At 42.0% G+C, this 16,950-nt stretch carries 20 protein-coding genes; 17 read left to right on the plus strand and 3 right to left on the minus strand.

Annotated features, from left to right (window positions below; genetic code table 11):
• From yqeH to SporoP32a_RS16455, 10 genes are all read left to right on the plus strand, one after another.
• Positions 1-1,101 (plus strand): ribosome biogenesis GTPase YqeH, encoded by a 1,101-nt coding sequence (gene yqeH / locus SporoP32a_RS16410; RefSeq protein ID WP_085428893.1) that lies wholly within the window; start codon positions 1-3, stop codon positions 1,099-1,101.
• Between the two features lie 22 nt (positions 1,102-1,123).
• Entirely contained in the window at positions 1,124-1,945 is an 822-nt protein-coding gene (gene aroE / locus SporoP32a_RS16415; protein WP_085428894.1) for a shikimate dehydrogenase, read from the plus strand.
• A 2-nt stretch (positions 1,946-1,947) separates the two neighbouring features.
• Positions 1,948-2,238 (plus strand): ribosome assembly RNA-binding protein YhbY, encoded by a 291-nt coding sequence (yhbY, locus tag SporoP32a_RS16420; protein WP_085428895.1) that lies wholly within the window; start codon positions 1,948-1,950, stop codon positions 2,236-2,238.
• Between the two features lie 10 nt (positions 2,239-2,248).
• On the plus strand, positions 2,249-2,833 hold the full coding sequence (locus SporoP32a_RS16425; protein WP_085428896.1) for a nicotinate-nucleotide adenylyltransferase: 585 nt from the start codon (positions 2,249-2,251) through the stop codon (positions 2,831-2,833).
• Positions 2,808-3,380, plus strand: coding sequence for a bis(5'-nucleosyl)-tetraphosphatase (symmetrical) YqeK (yqeK, locus tag SporoP32a_RS16430; protein WP_085428897.1), 573 nt, complete (start codon positions 2,808-2,810; stop codon positions 3,378-3,380). The genes SporoP32a_RS16425 and yqeK overlap by 26 nt, the downstream gene beginning before the upstream one ends.
• A gap of 3 nt (positions 3,381-3,383) precedes the next feature.
• Positions 3,384-3,728: a ribosome silencing factor gene (gene rsfS / locus SporoP32a_RS16435; protein ID WP_085428898.1), complete on the plus strand. Its 345-nt coding sequence runs from the start codon at positions 3,384-3,386 to the stop codon at positions 3,726-3,728.
• On the plus strand, positions 3,725-4,465 hold the full coding sequence (locus SporoP32a_RS16440; protein WP_085428899.1) for a class I SAM-dependent DNA methyltransferase: 741 nt from the start codon (positions 3,725-3,727) through the stop codon (positions 4,463-4,465). Before rsfS ends, SporoP32a_RS16440 begins: the two co-directional genes overlap by 4 nt.
• 68 nt (positions 4,466-4,533) lie before the next feature.
• Complete coding sequence (locus SporoP32a_RS16445; protein WP_232319558.1) at positions 4,534-5,190, plus strand: helix-hairpin-helix domain-containing protein; 657 nt, start codon at positions 4,534-4,536, stop codon at positions 5,188-5,190.
• A gap of 13 nt (positions 5,191-5,203) precedes the next feature.
• Positions 5,204-5,767 (plus strand): ComE operon protein 2, encoded by a 564-nt coding sequence (locus SporoP32a_RS16450; RefSeq protein WP_085428900.1) that lies wholly within the window; start codon positions 5,204-5,206, stop codon positions 5,765-5,767.
• 218 nt (positions 5,768-5,985) lie between these two features.
• Entirely contained in the window at positions 5,986-8,046 is a 2,061-nt protein-coding gene (locus SporoP32a_RS16455; RefSeq protein ID WP_198166187.1) for a DNA internalization-related competence protein ComEC/Rec2, read from the plus strand.
• Between the two features lie 57 nt (positions 8,047-8,103).
• On the opposite strand, the gene SporoP32a_RS16460 is transcribed toward SporoP32a_RS16455, so the two are convergent.
• Both SporoP32a_RS16460 and SporoP32a_RS17125 read right to left on the minus strand, forming a co-directional pair.
• Positions 8,104-8,238 carry a YqzM family protein gene (locus SporoP32a_RS16460; RefSeq protein WP_085428902.1) on the minus strand — a complete coding sequence of 45 codons (135 nt, stop codon included), beginning with the start codon at positions 8,236-8,238 and terminating at the stop codon, positions 8,104-8,106.
• Positions 8,239-8,411: 173 nt separating this feature from the next.
• Positions 8,412-8,576 carry a hypothetical protein gene (locus SporoP32a_RS17125; RefSeq protein ID WP_198166188.1) on the minus strand — a complete coding sequence of 55 codons (165 nt, stop codon included), beginning with the start codon at positions 8,574-8,576 and terminating at the stop codon, positions 8,412-8,414.
• A gap of 93 nt (positions 8,577-8,669) precedes the next feature.
• Here SporoP32a_RS17125 and holA point away from each other — a divergent pair, with 93 nt between their 5' ends.
• Positions 8,670-9,686 (plus strand): DNA polymerase III subunit delta, encoded by a 1,017-nt coding sequence (gene holA, locus SporoP32a_RS16465; RefSeq protein WP_232319559.1) that lies wholly within the window; start codon positions 8,670-8,672, stop codon positions 9,684-9,686.
• 50 nt (positions 9,687-9,736) lie between these two features.
• On the opposite strand, the gene rpsT is transcribed toward holA, so the two are convergent.
• Positions 9,737-9,988, minus strand: coding sequence for a 30S ribosomal protein S20 (rpsT, locus tag SporoP32a_RS16470; protein WP_085428904.1), 252 nt, complete (start codon positions 9,986-9,988; stop codon positions 9,737-9,739).
• Positions 9,989-10,182: 194 nt separating this feature from the next.
• On the opposite strand from rpsT, the gene gpr reads away from it, so the two are divergent.
• The 6 genes from gpr to grpE all read left to right on the plus strand — a co-directional run bounded on the left by gpr (position 10,183) and on the right by grpE (position 16,918).
• Positions 10,183-11,220 (plus strand): GPR endopeptidase, encoded by a 1,038-nt coding sequence (gene gpr, locus SporoP32a_RS16475; RefSeq protein ID WP_085428905.1) that lies wholly within the window; start codon positions 10,183-10,185, stop codon positions 11,218-11,220.
• A 53-nt stretch (positions 11,221-11,273) separates the two neighbouring features.
• Positions 11,274-12,074: a stage II sporulation protein P gene (gene spoIIP / locus SporoP32a_RS16480; RefSeq protein WP_232319560.1), complete on the plus strand. Its 801-nt coding sequence runs from the start codon at positions 11,274-11,276 to the stop codon at positions 12,072-12,074.
• 83 nt (positions 12,075-12,157) lie between these two features.
• On the plus strand, positions 12,158-13,981 hold the full coding sequence (lepA, locus tag SporoP32a_RS16485) for a translation elongation factor 4 (protein WP_085428906.1): 1,824 nt from the start codon (positions 12,158-12,160) through the stop codon (positions 13,979-13,981).
• Between the two features lie 72 nt (positions 13,982-14,053).
• Positions 14,054-15,193, plus strand: a complete 1,140-nt coding sequence (hemW, locus tag SporoP32a_RS16490) for a radical SAM family heme chaperone HemW (RefSeq protein WP_085428907.1) — start codon at positions 14,054-14,056, stop codon at positions 15,191-15,193.
• A gap of 91 nt (positions 15,194-15,284) precedes the next feature.
• A complete protein-coding gene (hrcA, locus tag SporoP32a_RS16495; protein ID WP_085428908.1) occupies positions 15,285-16,340 on the plus strand; it encodes a heat-inducible transcriptional repressor HrcA in 1,056 nt (351 codons plus the stop codon).
• Entirely contained in the window at positions 16,337-16,918 is a 582-nt protein-coding gene (gene grpE / locus SporoP32a_RS16500; protein ID WP_085428909.1) for a nucleotide exchange factor GrpE, read from the plus strand. Before hrcA ends, grpE begins: the two co-directional genes overlap by 4 nt.
• The last annotated feature ends 32 nt before the right edge of the window (positions 16,919-16,950 follow it).

Consider the following 16,950-nt stretch of genomic DNA (forward strand, 5'->3'; position numbering starts at 1 on the left):
TTGGAATTGATCAAATGTATTGGATGCGGTATTACAATCCAAACAACCGATAAAACTGCAGAAGGCTATGCACCACCTGCTTCTTTAGAGAAGGAAGATGTTATTTGCCAGCGTTGTTTTAAATTACGGAACTATAATGAACTACAGCCAGTTTCCTTATCAGGAGACGATTTTTTAGCGATTCTAAATGGAATCGGTGAGAAACAAGGTTTAATCGTCAAAGTCGTGGATATCTTTGATTTCAACGGTAGCTGGATTAATGGCCTGCATCGCTTTGTAGGCAAGAAAGACATCTTGTTGATCGGTAATAAAGCAGATATTTTGCCGAAAGCGATTAATCCGCAACGAGTGAAGAATTGGATGAAGGCAGAAGCGGCAAAGCTTGGCTTAAAACCGATTGACGTCTTGCTCGTTTCTGCTGTAAAAGGGAACGGCATGAGTGAAGCACTCGACGCAATCGAGAAATACCGTAAAGGTAAAGACGTCTATGTAGTCGGTTGTACGAATGTAGGGAAATCTACGTTTATTAATCGGATCATCAAAGATGCGTCGGGTATGGAGGATGTCATTACGACGTCTTATTTCCCTGGAACAACTCTTGATGTAGTAGAAATTCCATTGGACGATGGAAAAATGCTGATGGATACACCAGGGATCATCAATGATCACCAAATGGCCCATCACTTAGATGCGCACGATTTAAAATTAATTACACCGAAAAAAGAGTTGAAGCCGAAAGTCTATCAACTGAATGCGGAACAGACATTGTTCATTGGTGGACTGGCACGTTTTGATTTCATTCAAGGTGGACGTTCTTCATTCAATATTTACGCAGCGAATGCATTACCGGTTCATCGGACAAAGCTTGAAAATGCAGATGAGCTATTTAAAAATCATCTAGGTGACATGCTTTCTCCACCTGGACCTGCATCCCTCGAAAATTTGCCGCCACTTGTGCGCCATGAATTTTCGATTAAGGAAGCAAAGACAGACATAGTTATTTCAGGTCTTGGCTGGATTACGATTCAGCATGCGAATGTAAAAGTGGCTGTACATGCACCAAAAGGTGTGAATGTCGTAATCAGACCTTCATTGATTTAATAGGGCTAGGAGGAATGACCAATTGAAAAAATGGTATGCGGTAGTAGGTGATCCGATCGCGCAATCGATGTCACCTGTCATGCACGATCAGTGGTTTGATGAAAACGATTTGGACGCGACGTATATACCGATTCATGCAACAGCGGGAAACTTGGAACAAACGATCAACAGTTTGCGTACACTCGGATGCAGCGGTTGGAATGTGACAGTACCCCATAAACAAGCAATTATTCCTTTCCTTGATGAAGTGGATGAATCGGCGAGGGTCATGAATGCGGTGAATACAGTCTACCAAACCGATCAAGGTAAACTAATCGGTGCCAATACAGATGGTGCAGGTTTCGTGAAGTCTTTGGAGGAGTTTTCCGAATCAGTTACAGGTCCTGTGTTACTTATAGGAGCTGGCGGAGCGGCTAGAGGTATCGCCTTTGCTTTGCAGTCAGCTGGCTATGGACCACTCTATTTCACAAATAGGACCGCTTCAAGGGCCGCAGAACTGGCGACAGCGATGGATGACGGTCATGCGCTATCTATTGAAGATGCAGAAGAACGTCTTGGGGAGTTCGGACTGGTCGTCCAAACTACTTCAGTCGGTATGAACTTTGCGCAAGAAGGGATTCCACTTGATCCAAAGAATATCGCAAGTGGTGTCGTAGTGGCGGATATTATTTATAATCCGCTTGAAACCGAATTTTTACGACAAGCAAAACAAGCAGGTGCCAAGACGATGAATGGCGTAGGAATGTTCGTCCATCAAGGCGCGTTAGCTTTTGACAAGTGGACAGGCGTCTATCCTGACACGAAAAGAATGACAGATACGATTACAATGAAAGTTGGCGGGTAAACATGTTAACAGGTAAACAAAAAAGTTTTTTAAGAAGCGAAGCACATCATTTAGATTCATTATTCCAAATTGGGAAAAGTGGTCTGACAGATGCAATCCTCGCTCAAATCGATGAAGCGCTAGAAGCACGTGAACTACTCAAAGTAAGCGTCCTTCAGAACTGCGACGAGGACAAAAAAGAAATTGCTGAAAAGATTGGCGCGTATAAGGGTATTCACGTAGTTCAAATCATCGGCAGCACAATTGTTTTATACAGAGAATCGACAGAGAAAAAACGCATACAATTACCGTAAGGAGAATCAGATGAAGCGAATTGGCATTTTGGGCGGAACTTTCAATCCGCCGCACACTGGACATTTAATGATCGCCAATGAAGTGCGTCATGCACTGCAGCTGGACGAAGTATGGCTGATGCCTACTGCAGTCCCGCCGCATAAGCTTACGACGGGCGATGCAACAGCAGAGCAACGTCTACAAATGGTGAAGCTAGCGGCAGATGAAGTGGAAGGCTTGCGTGCATCTTCGTATGAAATTGAGCGTGGCGGAGTATCATTTACATACGATACGATGTCTCAATTAGTTTTGGACGAACCCGATGTTCACTTTCATTTTATCATTGGTGGGGATATGATCGATCAGTTGCCGACATGGTATCGGATTGAAGATTTACTCGATATTATTACGTTTGTCGGTGTAAAGCGCCCAGGTGCTACTAACGCTTCTGCAATCCCGGTACAACTAGTGGAAACACCTCAACTTGATTTGTCATCCACATTGATCCGCCAGCGTTTTGCAGAAGGAGGAACTGTGCAACTTTTGATTCCTTCCGCTGTCGAAGCTTATATTCGAGAGGAGAGATTATATGGATCTTCAACAAGTTCGAATTGATCTGGAACAACGCTTACCAAAAGCACGCTATGAACATGTGTTACGTGTCACGGAAACTGCAAAGAAGTTAGCGGAAGAAGTGGGTGTATCAGTAGAAAAGGCTGAAATTGCTGGCCTATTTCATGATTATGCCAAATTTATGGATAAAGACGAGTTACTCGAATTATTAAAGCGTGACGAAGACTACGAGCTCTATGCACAGTATCACTCTGAACTATGGCATGCGCCAGTTGGAGCTATGCTTGCGAAAGAGCGTTACGGAGTAGAAGATCACGACATCTTGCAGGCAGTCCGTTTCCATACGACAGGACGTGCTGGGATGAGCGAGCTAGAGAAAGTAATTTATATTGCAGATTTAATTGAACCAGGAAGAAAGTTTCCGGGGATCGAAGAACTTCGCCAACGTATTGACGGAGAACCGCTGGAAGATCAAATGACCGAATGTATCCAGCACACATTTAAATTTTTAGTTCAGCGATACGCAGTCATTTTTCCTCATTCATTTGATTGTTATAATGACCATGTACGTAGAAGAAAGGAACAGTGAAGTATGCCAACATTATTAGAATTAGCTTATGAAGCAGTAGATAGTAAGAAAGCAGAAGATATCGTAGTATTAAACATGGAGGGCATTTCACTAATTGCTGATCAATTCATCATTTGTCATGCAAACTCTGAAAGACAAGTACAAGCGATCGCACGTGAAGTAGCAGATGCAGCTTCAAAAGAAGGCTATCCAGTGAAGCGTTTAGAAGGATTCGACGCAGGTCGTTGGATTTTAGTCGATCTTCTAGATGTAGTCGTTCATGTATTCCACAGAGATGAACGTGGATTCTATAACTTAGAAAAGTTATGGGGAGACGCACAGTTATTAAACGTTGAGGATGAAGTATGAGTTCTTCCTATTCAGCGTTCGCATCTATTTATGACGAACTAATGAATGATATCCCGTATGACGCCTATGTCGAGTTACTCGATTTGGCGTCTGCTGGCGTTTCAGGGAAAAAAGTATTGGATATTGGTTGCGGAACTGGCTTGCTGTCCGCCATGCTCGCAAAAAAAGGAGCACATGTCACTGGTATCGATCTTTCCGCTGATATGCTCGAAGTTGCTTCGCGTCGTGCAGAATCACTTTCTCTTGATATTACATTGATCGAGCAACCGATGCAGCGACTAGAAGTAGAAGAGACATTTGATGCAGCTGTCATATCGATCGATTCCTTAAACTATATAATTAAACAAGCAGATGTCTTAGAAACATTCCGCCGCGTATATGGAGCGCTTGCTACAGGTGGCGTGTTGCTATTTGATGTGCACTCGTTAGAGAAAATGGATGAAATCTTCCTTGAAGGTCCTTTTGTTTTCGATAATCAACGTATTTCATATATTTGGCAAACAGCTCCTGGTGACGAGACTCACTCCATTTATTCTGAGTTGGCGTTTTTCGTTAGACAGGAAGACGGTTCTTATCAGCGTTTTGACGAAGTACATATGCAACGAACATTTGCGATACCTGAATATGTTCAAATGCTTGAAGAAGTTGGATTTCATATTGAGCGTATTTTTGCAGATTGGGAAGATGAAGCACCTGAAGAAGAAAGTGAAAGAATCTTCTTCCAAGTACGGAAATAAGTCTTCCATAGTATTTCACAATCGGGTATAGTGAAGGGGACTCCATACGGTGCCGAAAGAAAGGATTGTTGTTTATCCGTTCATTCTTTACCGAAAAATGGCGTACATTGATCATTCCTATTGCAGCGTTTGCTGTACTTTCCACTGTTTGGTTCTTTCCCCGAGAACCGTCGGACCAACTTTCCGAAGAACGTGGACAATCCCTATTTGAACCAATTGAAACTACTGAAGAAAATAAAGAAGTGGAAGCACCGATCGAGTTAGTGGCTGAAGCGGTCTCCGTTGCTATTCTTGTAGATGTAAAAGGTGCTGTAAAACATCCCGGACTCTATTCGATGCAAGAAGGTGATCGCTTGCTTGATGCAGTCGACAAAGCAGGAGGTTACACGGAGGCCGCTGACACTAGGTTGTTGAACCATGCGCAAAGACTGCAGGATGAATCTGTCGTCTATGTACCGATCGCAGGAGAAGAACCACCGGTATATGAGCAACCAGCCGCGGCGTCAACTTCTTCGTCTGAAAGTTCCGCTTCGAAAGTAAATATCAATGCAGCGAATGAAAGTGAATTTCAAACGCTTCCTGGCATCGGTCCAGCAAAAGCTACGGCGATTGTACAATACCGTGAAGAGCATGGAGCTTTTTCGCAATTGGATGGAATAAAAAATGTGTCAGGCATTGGTGACAAGACATTTGAAAAATTAGAACCACTTATTATTCTTAATTGATGGAGGCAACCGTATGGAGCGAATTACTTGGGATCAGTTCTTCATGGCGCAAAGTCATTTGCTGGCGATGCGCAGCACGTGCACACGGCTCTCAGTGGGGTCCATTTTAGTACGTGATCAGCGTATTATTGCTGGCGGCTATAATGGTTCAATTTCGGGTGGAGACCATTGTATTGAACACGGCTGTTATGTCGTGGACAATCATTGCGTTCGAACGATACACTCAGAAATGAATGCATTACTACAATGTGCTAAATACGGCATACCGGTCGCAAAGGCAACTATTTATGTCACACACTTCCCGTGTTTACAATGTAGTAAAGCATTGATTCAGGCGGGTATTGAACGCGTTAAATACGCGGAAGATTACCGAAATAGCGAGTATGCACTCGAGTTGTTTGCGCAAGCGGGTGTCGAGATTGAAAAAGTGCCGTTTGACGAGCGATCTATTGACTTCGCCAGTGAAGAGAAATTTTCACTATTCAACGAAATGTTGACGAAAATGCAAGAGCTTGGCGCTGAACCTGAAGAACTAGATGCCCTTTTACAAAGGGTGAATCACTTATTTGGCAATTAATCCGATCGATACGATGGATGTATATAGCGATTCCTGTAGCGATCTCTGCGTTTGCAGCTGAGCTTTCAGGATCGCTTTTATTTTTAAATGTTTTATTCCTCATACCATTCTACTTTTTGCGCAAAGATTATCTACATCTAATTCTTTGCTCACTTCTTGCTAGTCTCTCTTTTTTCTATTTTTCCAGTCATTCTACAGCACTTCCTAACGATTCTGTCATGACATTTCAGTGGAAAGATCAAGTGAAGATCGATGGAGCTAAAGTGAAGGGTTTTGCTACATTACATGACGGTACAATTGTCTATATGATGTATACGCTAACTTCCGAACACGAAAAGAAACGCTTCCAAGCTGCGCGATTATCTACGTTTTTGTTCACAGCTGAAGTGGAGCCGAAAGAATTGGAACCGGCAGCCCATAACTATTCATTCGATATGGCACGCTATTTACGAATGAACGGTGCAGCGGGAATTCTAGAAGCCACACGTATCACATCTAGTCAGCCCCTCACAACACTTCGAACGCGACTCTCGCATTACCGCTTTTCTATCAAACAACATATTCACGAGCAGTTTCCGTCTTCACTTGTCACGGAAGCAGAGGCATTATTGATCGGTGACCGTTCTGGCATGGACCGACTCTTGCAGAAAGAATATCAAACGCTTGGAATTACGCATTTGTTTGCGATTTCTGGTTTGCATGTCGGACTGTTGACGTTTTTTATACGGGTAATCTTCTTGCGAGTTGGTTTTCGAAAAGAATGGGTGACCTACGGATTACTGGTGTTTTTGCCGACTTACGCATGTATTGCTGGCGGAGCACCTTCTGTCTGGCGTGCGGCCACTGTCACGATGATTGTATTACTTGCGGTTACAGGGAATTTGAGATTGCGCCTAGATGATGCACTGGCTATGAGCGCATTGTTCTTTATCGTGATGCAACCCCATATCGTATTCCAGCCTGGATTTCAGCTATCTTATTTAGCTGCATTCTCTTTATTGTATTCGTCCGCTATTTTAAGCCAGGCAAAAAATGGTTTCGTTGTATCTTTTCTTGTCACGGTTATTACGCAAGTCGCGCTTTATCCTATTTTGTTGTATCACTTCTTTGAGTTGTCGATGTCTTCTTTTATCGCGAATTTGTTCTATGTCCCTTTGTATTCCATATTTATTTTGCCAGCCAATTTATTACTGTTAGTTTGTACGTATACAATCCCTCCGCTAGCCAGTTTACTTTTTCACATGTATGAACCAATCAGACAATGGATAGGTAGCATGACCACTTGGTTTGCTTCATTTCCGTACCAAATGTGGACACCGGGACAGCCGGATGGAATAGGTTCTGCGCTTGCGGTTCTTGGGATCTTACTATTTCTAGTTTCTTTGGAACGAAGAAAATGTATTGCGCTAGGTATCGCTGGCTTATTGTTACCGGCATTTTATTTGGAAATCAAACCGATACTACATCGGGACGCGATCGTTTCGTACGTCGACGTGGGACAAGGGGACAGTACGATTATCGAGATGCCTTTTAAAAAAGCAGTGTATATGATAGATACTGGTGGCGTCGTTCATTTTGGTGAAGCGAATTGGAAAACTCCTGAGCAGCCATTTGAAATTGGACGAAATATCGTTGTGCCGTACTTAAAAGCAAAAGGTATTACGAAAATCGACCGATTGATGATTTCTCATGCCGATCTTGATCATATGGAAGGTGCGGATGAAGTCATGGAAGAGTTACGCGTGAAGGAGATTCATATACCGCCTGGAAGCGAACAAGAGAAAGCGATGGAAGACGTGTTACGACTGGCCAATGAACAAAAAGTTCCAGTGCAGCTCGTTGGGGAAGGCTTTAATTGGAATATAGACGATTATCAGTTTCAATATGTAGCGCCTGAAGAACGTATGTATGACGGCAATGACAGTTCACTCATACTGGTCATGAAGAAGAATGATCTTCATTTCATCTTTCCTGGAGATTTGGAGAAAGAGGGAGAACAGCGATTTTTGCAAAGGTATCGTTCTGCAGATTTTCAACGTGTTGTGCTAAAAGCGGGCCATCATGGCAGTAAAACATCGAGTACAGAGCCTTTTATCAATTTCTTACAGCCCGAGTTTATTATCGTTTCGGCAGGAAGAAATAGTCGCTATGGACATCCGCATGCAGAAGTAGTGAATCGGTTCATTGAGCATGGCATTCCGTTTTGGTCGACAGCGGAACAAGGAACTATTGAATTACGTGTAAAGGATGGTATGTATACGACTACATCTAGTCGCTAAAAACAAATAGACACATCCGCCAATTAGGTGGATGTGTCTACTTTATAAAACAGTTTATTAGCGAGCGACGATATCGATGATCGTAGCAACAACAAAAATTGCCGAAAAACCGATAAACGCAACTATAAAGCCGATGCCACTATCAATCGCGTCATTACGTTTGGATTGGACATCATGTTCAAATTCATTCATTGCTACACCTCCTAATTCCATACTAAGTATAGATGAAAGTGAAAGAAAAATCCATATAAATCGACGTTTTTAGGTGTTGCAATGTATGTTGACACAATTTGTTCATAGAGTAAGTGAATTATAAGTTAAAAGAGCGGAAACGCATATGGCCATTTCCGCTTCATCCATTCTAGTTAATAGTATCTGTCCTTTTCTGCTGTTTCGCGATGGTTTGGTGTCATCGGTTCTTGCTTCGGTGTCAAGTGACCAAGTTCGGCCAATTCCAAAGAGATTTCTTCTTTCTCCTCAGGTTTTGAATTTTTACGAGTATTTGCTTCTAGACGCTTAGATTTTTTCATCAATAAACCTCCTTTACTCGCTAGTATGGAGAAATAATTGATTTTCATGTATAGTTAGCACAGGTTTTTACATGCAAGTACTCGTTAACAGAGGTGAAGAAAGTGGTTACGAAAATTTGGAGTCAAATTGAAAAAGGCGATGTGCAACCAGTTTATTTACTGACTGGTACTGAGCAACATTTATTGGATGAAACGATAAAGAAATTGATCAAGGCAGTGCCCGGCATGACATCATCTGAAGTGAATCGCTTTGATTTGGAAGAGATACCTATCCAGGCAGTTCTTGAAGTAGCGAATGAATTTCCGTTTTTAGTCGATCATAAATTAATTGTCGCAAAAAACTGCTCGTTTTTGAAAGCAACCGATAATTCAAAAGAAAAACAGAACCATCAATTAGAATTGTTGGAAAAGTGGCTGGAAAATCCATCGCCTACCGCAACGGTAGTATTTGTGGCGCCATATGAAAAATTAGATGCACGAAAGAAAATTACGAAGAAAATTAAAAAACATGCAGTTGTCGTAGAAGCTGTGGCTTTGCAAGGACAAGACTTATCTACGTGGATCATGCAACAAGGGAAAGATAAAGGGATTGCGTTTGATAAAAAGACAGCTGAATTCCTCATGGAGATGTCAGGAACTGATTTGCTGACTCTTTCTACTGAAGTGGACAAGCTAGCGGGTTATTTGGCATTCAGTGGCACAGTCGACGTCGATATGATTGAACAATTGGTTGCTAGAACGCCCGAAATGGATGTATTCCGCCTGACGGATTCATTCGTTAATAACAAACGTGCGGAATCACTTGCTGTCTATCATGATTTATTGCGTAATGGTGAAGAGCCGATCATGATGGCGTCACTCATCGCAAGCCAAGTACGTTTAATGATCCATGTGACAAATCTCCGTAAAAAAGGCTATCAGCAACAACAGATCGCCACCACCCTTCATATCCATCCGTATCGCGTCAAATTGATGATGCAACGGAAACTGCCGCCTTTACCAGTTTTATTGAAGGCGTTGGATGATTTGGCGACGATTGATTTGCAATTGAAAACTACGAGTGGCAATCGCCAGCGTAAACTAGAATTATTTTTAATGAATGGTTTATAAAAACGCAAAAAAAGACTGCCGTCACGAGGAGGCAGTCTTTTAACATGTCATTATTGAGCTTTTTTAGTTAGACGTGATTTTTGACGAGCAGCAGTGTTTTTTGGGATAAGACCTTTACGGGCAGCAGTATCCAATTGTTTCACAGCATTTCTCAAAAGTTCTTCAGCGTTCTCTTCTTTATTCGTAAGAGCCGCATCCGCTTTACGGATTGCAGTACGCATAGAAGCTTTAACGTGCGAGTTTGCTTCGTTAGCAGCAGCACTTTGTTTCACGCGTTTGATAGCACCTTTAATGTTTGGCATTTCATTCACCTCCAGCTTTCAGGTAAGGCAAGAGTGTTTCCACAATCATCCGGACATCTCTTTACAACAAGCATAATTTTAACAAAGCTCATGACAGATTGCAAGAAAAAAAGTAAAGTGATTCATCTTTACAGCAATCTATTCCAGAATAATCGCCGATTAATTGCACAAACTGGCTAGTAGAGGTGAAAAAAATGAGCGAAATCAACTACTATCGAACGGATTTAATTGATGAAAGTGATGAGTTTGTCAGGCATCAGACAGATCAAGAAGAAAAGAAATTGAAGGAAATGTCCGGAATACGTGTCGAAGAACAAACAATTGGTCGAATTAAAGCAACTACGGTAAAAGTGACAGCAGAAGGTGAGGAAGAAATCGGGAAAGCGAAAGGTACATATATTACGCTGACGATTCCGACACTTGCTGTTCACGAAATCGATGAGATTCAAACATTATGTGAACTTGTGGTCGAAAAAATGGACACCTTAATTAAAGAAAAAATACCGGGAGACGTAAAGAAAGTGTTATGTGTCGGTCTCGGTAACCGAGAAATTACGCCTGATGCTGTTGGGCCCGCTGTTATGGATTATGTGAAAGAAGTGATACCTGATTATTACGAAGCAGATGAAAGTGGTGTGATGGTTTATGCACCGGGGGTAACGATTCAGACGGGTTTAGAAACTGCGTCCTTCGTAAAAGCAATCGTCGATCAAAGTAAGCCGGATCTGTTACTCGTCGTCGATGCTCTTGCTGCGAGAAGTAGCGCAAGGCTTTGCCGTACGATTCAGCTAACAGATACGGGTATTCATCCGGGCTCAGGTGTAGGGAACAGCCGCAAAGAGTTATCAGAAAAAAGTCTCGGCATCCCCGTCATTGCGATAGGCGTGCCGACAGTAGTGGACGGCCCTGTACTCGTGGCGGATGCGATTGACACGATGTTTGGCTATATCGCAACGAAAATTGAAGAGGATAGTATGCCTTCGTCTAAACTCTCAACGGGTCGTTATCCTCAACGCATCACAAAAGATGCAGATCGCACAGCGCTTGGACCTATATTCGGTGATTGGTCATCATGGACGCATGAAGAACGAATTAAATTATTTGAAGAAGTACTGACCAATCAGGAGTTGTCGACATTTATATCGCCAAAAGAAATTGATTCGTGGGTAGCGAACTACGCCACGGCATTGTCTTCTTCATTAATTAGTTGGATTCATAAAGTAAATACGTGAACTAGTCATTGACCTTTTTTCTTCTGCATATTGTGGAAGATGGAGGGATTACTATGAAAAAAACTTTGCAAATCTGGATGAGCGTTATTTTTGTATTGTTCATCTTCCCTGTCGTACTGCAGTACATTCCTAAACAGCCGACCATCCCCACTGCCCTCTCGTTAAAGGAACCAAGCACAATAGTTTACGCATCCAATGTATTGGAAGAGGATATTCGTCCTAAAGTGAAAGGTAATGTTTTAATTTATTCGACTCATTCACATGAAGCGTATGAACCGATTACGAAAGCAGCGGATGGTAAAGTTGCAGTGTCTCATCATTCGGAGAATATAATAAAAGTGGGCGCGCGGCTAAAAGAGAATTTAATATCACATGGCCTTGGGGCAGAACAGCTCGATATCGATATTGTGAAAATTATGCAACAAAAGAAGATACCGTATCATCGCTCGTATGCTGCGATCAGGCCGTATGTGGAAAAGAAGGTTAACGAACAATCTTATGATTTAGTCATCGACATGCACAGGGATTCGCTCGGTCCTTCTAAAACGACCATAACGCACGCTGGTCAACGCTATGCAAAAGTGGCATTTGTCATTGGAAGAGACCACCCGTATTACGAACGGAACTTGGCCAAAGCGAAGCAATTGAAAAGTGAAATGGAAAAAATAGTGCCGGGTATCACGCGAGAGATTATCATCAAAGGTGGCCGTGGAGTAGATGGTAAATACAATCAAGATTTAAATACAAGCATCATTTTGATCGAAATGGGTGGAGTAGGTAATACTGAAATGGAAATCAATCAAACGATATCTGTCGTTGGTGAATCTATTTCCGCTATGATGATCGTGCAATAATCTTTCAAATATTGAAGTCTGAACCGTTCACTGCTATAATTCAAGTAGCTTAAATAGGTACGTACATGTAGGAGTGAACAGTGATGAATCAAGAGCAGAGAGCAGCACGTCAAAAAAACATCCGAAATTTTTCTATCATCGCCCATATCGACCATGGAAAGTCCACGCTGGCTGATAGGATTTTAGAAAAAACGGAAATAGTGAAAACACGTAATATGAAATCGCAATCATTGGATTCGATGGACCTGGAACGTGAACGCGGGATTACCATTAAATTGAATGCCGTTCAATTGGTATATACGGCAAAGAATGGTGAAGACTACACGTTTCACTTGATCGACACACCAGGACACGTCGATTTCACATATGAAGTATCGAGAAGTTTGGCAGCTTGTGAAGGCGCTATTTTGGTTGTAGACGCTGCACAAGGTATCGAAGCCCAAACATTGGCGAACGTCTACTTGGCGCTAGATAATGATTTGGAAATCTTACCTGTCATTAATAAAATCGATTTACCGGCAGCTGATCCGGAACGTGTAAAAAAAGAAATTGAAGAAGTTATCGGATTGGATGCTTCAGAAGCGGTTTTAGCTTCAGCAAAAGCTGGAATTGGCATTGAAGAAATTCTGGAGCAAATCGTAGAAAAAGTGCCAGCACCTGAAGGAGATCCTGAAGCGCCATTAAAAGCGTTGATTTTCGACTCCCATTACGATCAGTATAAAGGCGTTATCGTCAATATCCGTATTGTTCAAGGGAAAGTAAAGCCAGGCGATAAAATTCGTATGATGGCTACAGGTAAAGAATTTGAAGTGCTTGAAACAGGAGTCTTTACTCCGACAATTTCTCCTCGCGATGAATTGACTGTAGGGGACGTAGGTTTCTTGTCTGCTTCTATTAAAACGGTAGGGGATACACAAGTCGGAGATACCATTACACTTGCCAATGACCCTGCAGATGAAGCATTACCAGGATATCGTCGTATGAATCCGATGGTGTTCTGCGGATTGTACCCAATCGATACGTCTAAATACAACGATTTGCGTGAAGCGCTTGAAAAGCTAGAACTGAATGACTCTGCACTTGAATATGAGCCAGAGACATCCCAAGCACTAGGATTCGGTTACCGCTGTGGGTTCCTCGGCCTATTGCACATGGAAATTATTCAGGAACGGATCGAACGTGAATTCAATATCGATTTGATCACAACAGCGCCAAGTGTTATATATAAAGTAAACTTAACAGATGGTTCAACGATGAATGTGGATAATCCATCGATGATGCCTTCTGCACAAAAAGTAGATTTCGTAGAAGAACCATATGTTAAAGCGTCTGTCATGGTGCCAAATGATTATGTAGGTGCTGTTATGGAACTATGTCAACGTAAGCGTGGAGATTTCATTACAATGGATTATATGGACAGCACACGTGTCAATATCATCTATGAACTGCCATTGGCGGAAATTGTCTATGATTTCTTTGACCAATTGAAATCCAGCACAAAAGGCTATGCTTCTTTGGATTATGAATTAATTGGCTATAAGCGTTCGAAACTCGTGAAGATGGATATTCTGTTGAACGGTGAAAATGTCGATGCACTGAGCTTTATTGTGCACAATGACTTCAGCTACGAGCGCGGAAAAGCAATCGTTGAAAAACTGAAGTCATTAATTCCAAGACAACAGTTCGAAGTTCCTGTTCAAGCAGCGATTGGTCAAAAAATCGTTGCGCGTTCTACTATTAAATCAATGGGTAAAAACGTTTTAGCAAAATGTTACGGTGGAGATATCTCCCGTAAACGTAAATTGCTTGATAAGCAAAAAGAAGGTAAGAAAAAAATGAAACAAGTCGGCTCGGTGGAAGTTCCACAAGAAGCGTTCATGGCTGTTTTGAAGATGGATGAAGATTAATTGAACTCAGCAAAAAGGGGGCAAATCGCCCTCTTTTTGCCGTTTACATACTCATATAAAGGATGTGACAGCATGCGGGGAGTGTATATCCATATACCGTTTTGCCAGCAAATTTGTCATTACTGTGATTTTAATAAAGTGTTTTTGAAAAACCAGCCGGTCGATCGATATATCGAAGCGATTGGTAAAGAGTTTTATTATATGAAAGAAGCCGGCCATTCATTTGAAGAAGTGGAAACGGTATTCTTAGGTGGTGGCACGCCAACAGCGCTTAGCGTCGAACAACTTGACCGGTTACTGACGATTGTTTCACAGTACATAGATGTGACAACGTTAAAAGAATTCACAACCGAAGCAAATCCTGACGACCTGTCAGAAGGACAACTATCTATTTTGAAAGAAAAAGGTGTCAATCGTTTATCAATCGGCGTTCAAACTTTCAATGAACGATTACTGAAGCAAATCGGACGCACGCATTCCAACGAAGACGTGGAACGTGTCATTGCGGCTGCACGGAGTGTCGGTTTCGAGAATATCAGTATCGATTTAATGTACAGCTTACCGACGCAGACTGTAAGCGAATGGGAAGAGACGCTCGATCGGGCATTGGCGCTTGATTTGCCGCATTACTCCGCCTATTCATTAATTGTTGAACCAAAAACGGTATTTTACAATCGAATGGTTAAAGGGAAATTACCGTTGCCTGGAGAAGATGTCGAAGCTGAAATGTTTGAGATGGTCATTGAACGCATGAATGCAGCAGGCAGGGAACAATATGAAATCAGCAACTTCGCAAAACCTGGATATCCTTCGTTTCATAACTTGATTTATTGGGAAAACTCCCAATATGCAGGTATTGGTGCAGGTGCTCACGGCTATCTCGGCAAAGAACGCTATTCAAACGTAGGTCCGTTAATGCACTATATCGACCACTTAGAAGAAGGCAAGTTACCTCGCAAGGACGTTCATGAAGTGACACTGGCAGAATCAATGGAAGAAGAAATGTTCCTTGGTTTGCGAATAGTTGAAGGAGTTTCTATGCAGGAATTCCAGAAGAAATTCAACCGACCGATCAAAGAAGTATTCGGTAAACCGATTGAAAAACTGCAACAACAAGGGCTGCTTCACATCGATGGTGATCTTCTACGCCTGACACGAAAAGGTGTTTTTCTAGGGAATACAGTGTTTCAAGAATTTTTATTAGGCGATTGAGTTTGATTCGTTGACATATAAAATAGAATTTGATAAATTATAAAGTAGTATTAGCACTCGCAGTTAATGAGTGCTAACAGGAGTGATGATCATGTTGACAAACAGACAATTGCTCATACTACAATTGACAGTGAAAGATTTTATTGAGTCTGCTCAACCTGTTGGTTCCAGACAACTGTCAAAGAAACCGGAAGCGCCATTTAGTTCGGCAACCATTCGGAATGACATGGCGGATCTGGAAGATATGGGTTATCTAGAAAAGACTCACACATCATCTGGAAGAGTGCCTTCAGAAAAAGGCTATAGGTTCTTTGTGGATCATTTATTACAGCCACAAGCCCTAGGTCTTGAAGACAGCTTGCAGTTGCGTACAGTGTTTCAGGAAAAAGTCGGAGAGTCTGAGGAATTGATACGGAAGTCCGCAACGATTTTATCGGACTTGACGAATTATACGTCCATTCTACTTGGACCTGATACTTCTACGCATGCCGTCAAGAAATTCTCTATAGTTCCACTTGATCAACAGCGAGCAGTGGCAATTATCGTAACAGATAATGGACATGTGGAAAATCGGATTTTCGATGTACCACCTGGCCTCACTGCTTCGGAAATTGAGAAGACGGTAAATATTTTAAATGAACGCCTAATCGGCACATCGCTTGTGCAGTTGCAGAAAAAATTGCAGCTCGAGGCGAAACATGTATTTGAACAGCATATTCACCAAGCTGAGCAACTATTCAGCTCGCTGCAGCAAGCAATGGCAGTGGAGCCTGAAGAGCAATTGTATTTCGGCGGGAAATTGAATATGTGGAAACAACCGGAATTTCACGATTTCCAAAAGATGCAATCATTTTTTGAATTGATAGAGAAAGGCAATCCTGCCATGGGGCTTTTCAAAAATAACGAGCAAGGTATACAAGTTCGTATCGGTTCAGAAAACAACGTGATTGAAATGGAAGACTACAGCGTGATTACTTCCACATACTCGGCAGGAGAGAATATGGAAGGTTCCATCGCAATTATCGGTCCGAAGCGGATGGATTACGGAAGAGTCATTACATTGCTAGACATACTTAGCAGTGATCTATCTTCTGCACTACATCGGTTAACCATCGGGCAAGACGGGAACGGGAGGCAAGACACGTGAAAGAAAACGAAAAGTTTGAAGAGCATCTAGATGAAAATCTTTCCGAAGATGAGCAAGAGCTTACTGAAGCGTCAGATCAGCCAGAGGTTGAAGAAGTCGTGGAAGTACTCACTACAGAACAAGAACTTGAGAAAAAAATAGATGAATTAACGAAAGCTCTTGAAGAAGAAGAGGGTAAGAAATTACGCGTATTGGCGGATATGGAAAACGTCAAAAGACGAGCTGCACTCGACTATCAAACGTTGCAAACATACCGTGCACAAAATGTAATGGTGAATATTTTGCCTGTACTGGATAACTTCGAACGTGCACTTGCGGTTGAAGCAAAAGAAGAAGAGACGAAGGCCCTCTTAACAGGGATGGAAATGGTCTATCGTTCATTAGTAGAAGCGTTAAAATCTGACGGACTCGAAGAAATTGAAGCACTTGATCAAGAATTCGATCCAAACTTCCATCAGGCAGTGATGACAGGCAATGAAGAAGAGAAAGATTCTGGAATTGTTTTGGAAGAACTGCAAAAAGGATATAAACTTAAAGAGCGTGTACTTCGACCATCCATGGTTAAAGTAAACGAATAAAAAAACTAATTTTTTCACATTATAGGAGGAAA

The sequence above is a fragment of the Sporosarcina ureae genome (assembly GCF_002109325.1).
GTDB classification, from domain to species: Bacteria; Bacillota; Bacilli; order Bacillales_A; family Planococcaceae; genus Sporosarcina; species Sporosarcina ureae_C.